This window comes from Alkalibacterium psychrotolerans, from assembly GCF_054784355.1.
The window spans coordinates 1-3,893 of sequence record NZ_BAAGPH010000105.1; the positions used below are offsets into that span (position 1 = coordinate 1).

A 3,893-nucleotide genomic window follows, 5' to 3' on the forward strand; every position below is an offset into this window, starting at 1 on the left:
CCTGGAGTACGTGTCTTAGTCGACAACCTAATTGTACCATATGGGGGGGTTCCTTTTTTCTATGTTTTAAAAAAGTTGATTTATCAGGTGTTAAACACGACAAATAATTATGAAATTGGCTCAATTACAAACCAATCAGAAACTCACGAAAATAGTTAAAATAATTTTTGAGCAGGAAGATTTTGGTAGCTCATCTGTCAAAATTACCAACTTTATTCTTGGGAAGTGTTATTTAGCACAAGTGTACTATTAAATAGGGACTCACTTGTACTGAATGCGAGGTTTTGGTACAAGTCGCCAAAAAGATTCAATTTTACTTGTTCTGCAATTGTTTATACGGAACAAGCAGGCTGTTAATTTTAGAATCACTTGTACCTGTGAGCACTTAAAGAGTAGCAGCATTATTTTAATGAAATGTTGCAATTAACCAATTGTGTTATAGGATGTTGTTCAGTATAATTAGTGATGAGGAGTGATTGATATGTCAACAACTAAATTGCGCAGACAGGGAAGCTCCATCGTTGTGACTATACCTGCTTCGGAAGCAAAAGATTTGGACCTAAACACTGAATATATTGTGAAAACGGATGAACATGGAAATATCTCTTTGATTCCTAAGCTGGACAATCCATTCAAAAATGCTAAACCTGGTGAATATAATGAAGAGGATGTATGGGCAGATATGAAACCTGCTGGAAAAGAGGTATGGTAGATGTCAGCTGATAAGTATGTCCCACATAAAGGTGATATTATCTGGATTGATTTTGATCCTTCAGCTGCGAAAGAAATTCAGAAAAGAAGACCTGGATTAGTTGTCTCTTCATATCCGTTCAATCAAAGCACACAGTTTGCAGTCATCTGTCCCATTACGTCTACGAAGAAGAATTTGCCGACTCGGTTCAGCTTAAACAGTACGTCAAAGGTAGAGGGACAAGTACTCGTTTCTCAATTGAAATCACTAGACTATAACAAGAGAAACAGTGAGTTCATAGAAAAGGTATCCAGCAATGAATTAGAACAGATCGATCAACTCGTATCGTTTGTATTTGCTGATTAGTCTGCTCATCACTGTGTCGGCATTTATAGGGAAATCATCCGGTATGTGATACTCAATGAGTTAAGAAGGCAATTTAGCGGAGCACCTTTCATGAGTATCGAGCTTCCGATACTGGCTAAGAAAGTTAAGAAGTTCGTATAATTTTTAAGCGGTTTTGATGAATTTAAATACTTTATTACTAAAGATTAATAGAAATACGTTTAGCCTACCAACTATGGTGGGCTTTTTGACACGGTTAAATATTTGAAATGAGATTTTTTCGCCCGGATAAAAATTACTATATATTAACTTCTTAACTTGCCTTCTACACGTCAAACTGATATATTACTTAGTTAAATACACTTTAATAGTGTATCGGGGAGAAGTAACTAAGTTTAGAAGGGGAGAAATGGTATGACTAACGAGGAAATGATCTATAAAGCACCAACAGAAGTGAAAGACATTGAAGTGATCAATACATACGACTTGGAGGAAAAAGCGGGCAAGCTTCTTCCAAAAGGCGGGTTCGACTACATCGCTGGGGGAGCGGGAGACGAATACACGCTGAAGCAGAATATCGATGCCTTCAATCTGAAAAGGATTTTGCCGCGCGTTCTGGACGATGTCGAGCATCCGGAAACGACTACTGAGGTACTGGGTCACGAGCTACCGTCACCAATCATCATGGCACCAATCGCCGTACATGGATTGGCCCATGAAAGCAAGGAAGTCGGGACGGCCAAAGGTGTGTCAGACTACGGGACGATTTTGTCCATCAGTTCCTAAAAAAATTCAGCGGCATGAAACGAATAGGATGTGAACTATCTTATTCGTTTTTTTGTACACTATTTTAACAAAACTAAAACGCTCATAACAGATAGTGGAACACTTCTAACGTGCTTCTCTAGATAATGTGCTATACTTTTAGATATAATCAATAATTGAGTTGAGCAAAGGAGTGAATGACTTTGGGGAAAAAGATACTGGCTGGTTTAGCTATAGGGACGAGTTTGGTGCTCTCTGGCTGCGCAGAGCTTGAAGTTGTCCTTGACGAGGTGATCGAAGAGGAACTGACTGAAACCACCGATGAGATCAGGAACGAGACCATTGAAGAAGACGGCTATTACTCAACGCCTGAAGATGTGGCTATGTACATCCATACATATGACGAGCTGCCAAACAATTACTTGACGAAAGAAGAAGCGCGCGAACTGGGCTGGGAAGCCAGTGAAGGGAACCTGTGGGAAGTGACCGACGAGATGCTGATTGGCGGCGATTATTTTGGGAACCGTGAAGGACTGCTTCCGGAAGAAGACGGCCGCGATTACTTTGAAGCTGACGTCAACTACGAAGGCGGCTACCGCGGCGCCGAACGGCTGGTCTATTCCAACGACGGACTGATTTACTATACCGACGATCATTACGACAGTTTCCAGCAGCTTTACGGGGAGGACGAGTAGATGAGGACAGTAAAACTAGACGGCGAACGCATGACGACTAAAGAAACCGCGCACCGCTACATCAAAGAACAGCTCGACATCCCGAGCTATTTCGGCCATAACCTCGACGCCTTGTACGACGCCTTGAGTGTCTACGACAAGGACCTCTCGATCATGCTCATCAACAAACCCGAACTCATGGAACACTTGGGACCCTACGGCGAACGACTGGTTCAGACCTTCTGGGACGTCGAGAAAGTGAACAGGAATATTGGGTTTAAGGTGATCTGATAGTCTTACAATTAAACACATGGAAAAGGAGCCGAAAACATCAATGTTTTCGGCTCCTTTTGACTATTTCTATGAGTAAGTTTTTATTGCTGTGCTCCCATTCCACCATCAATACGGTATTGTGAACCGGTAATGAATCGACTTTCTTTAGATCCCAGGAAAATGACAAGGTTGGCAATGTCTTCAGCTTCCGCATATTCACCAAACGGAATAGTCGCTTCCAGCTGATTTTTAATATTCTCTGCATCTTCATCAGCGAGGCCTTTTTCCACTTCATCCATCATAGAGGTGCCGACTGGCGAAGGGTGAATTGAATTGATTCTAATTTTGTGTTCAGCATTTTCGAGTGCAGCCGTTTTTGTCAGCCCGACGACGGCATGTTTAGAGGTAGAGTAAGGTGACAATCCTGGTGACCCTCGCAGCCCGTCGACTGAGGATGTATTTATGATGCTGCCACCGTTTTGCTCACGCATCACTGGAATAACGTGCTTCATTCCTAGGAAGACACCGCCAGCATTGATGTTCAAGACCCTTTGGAAGTTCTCATAAGTCTGTTTATGAACGAAATTAACATCACCGATGATCCCGGCATTGTTGAAGAACACATCGATGGTTCCAAATTTATCTGTTGTTTCATTGACGTATGTTTTAACATCTTCTTCATCAGATACATCGGCAGTGATTGTGTGCACACGATCATTTCCGTTTAATCCGCTTTTCGTTTCTTCAAGGGCGTCTGAATCAATATCTACTAATACAACATTAGCACCCTCGTCCAGCGCTTTCTGAGTGGTCACTTTACCAATACCGCCGCTACCACCGGTGATCAGAACTGTTTTACTATCAAGGCGTTTCATCAAATCTCCTCCTATTAAAATATAGTACATTTACATCATAACAGGGTAAAATTAGAGCTTCAAACAAAACGCTTATAAAAAGTAAGTGAAAGGTCAGTCGTGTTATTGAAAAGATTTTATTGATTGAGAAGAAATTTTTCGTTTGTAAATTTCAAGTTTAAGTTAGCCACTTGTTAAAAATAATTTTCATGTGAAATTTAGCGTTCATTTTCCTTGTAGAGATGGCTTGATAATGAGCTGAGGCATGATAGTTTTTTTGACAAGCTGGCC

The 3,893-nt window shown here is 41.2% G+C and carries 6 protein-coding genes; 5 read left to right on the plus strand and 1 reads right to left on the minus strand.

Going from position 1 to position 3,893, the window contains the following annotated elements:
- Window positions 1–481 precede the first annotated feature (481 nt).
- The 5 genes from mazE (at window position 482) to ACYVLS_RS09295 (ending at window position 2,766) form a co-directional block, all read left to right on the plus strand.
- The gene (gene mazE / locus ACYVLS_RS09275; RefSeq protein ID WP_106194958.1) at window positions 482–712 is read left to right on the plus strand and encodes a type II toxin-antitoxin system PemI/MazE family antitoxin; all 231 of its coding nucleotides are present in this window, start codon (window positions 482–484) and stop codon (window positions 710–712) included.
- Window positions 713–1,057 (plus strand): type II toxin-antitoxin system PemK/MazF family toxin, encoded by a 345-nt coding sequence (locus ACYVLS_RS09280; protein ID WP_106194961.1) that lies wholly within the window; start codon window positions 713–715, stop codon window positions 1,055–1,057.
- A 393-nt stretch (window positions 1,058–1,450) separates the two neighbouring features.
- On the plus strand, window positions 1,451–1,822 hold the full coding sequence (locus ACYVLS_RS09285; RefSeq protein WP_460323842.1) for an alpha-hydroxy-acid oxidizing protein: 372 nt from the start codon (window positions 1,451–1,453) through the stop codon (window positions 1,820–1,822).
- 182 nt (window positions 1,823–2,004) lie between these two features.
- Window positions 2,005–2,496: a ribonuclease domain-containing protein gene (locus ACYVLS_RS09290; protein ID WP_460323844.1), complete on the plus strand. Its 492-nt coding sequence runs from the start codon at window positions 2,005–2,007 to the stop codon at window positions 2,494–2,496.
- The gene (locus ACYVLS_RS09295) at window positions 2,497–2,766 is read left to right on the plus strand and encodes a barstar family protein (protein WP_106196471.1); all 270 of its coding nucleotides are present in this window, start codon (window positions 2,497–2,499) and stop codon (window positions 2,764–2,766) included. It begins immediately after the preceding gene.
- Window positions 2,767–2,849: 83 nt separating this feature from the next.
- Here ACYVLS_RS09295 and ACYVLS_RS09300 read toward each other — a convergent pair whose 3' ends face one another.
- Window positions 2,850–3,623, minus strand: a complete 774-nt coding sequence (locus ACYVLS_RS09300; RefSeq protein WP_460323846.1) for an SDR family NAD(P)-dependent oxidoreductase — start codon at window positions 3,621–3,623, stop codon at window positions 2,850–2,852.
- Window positions 3,624–3,893: the final 270 nt, after the last annotated feature.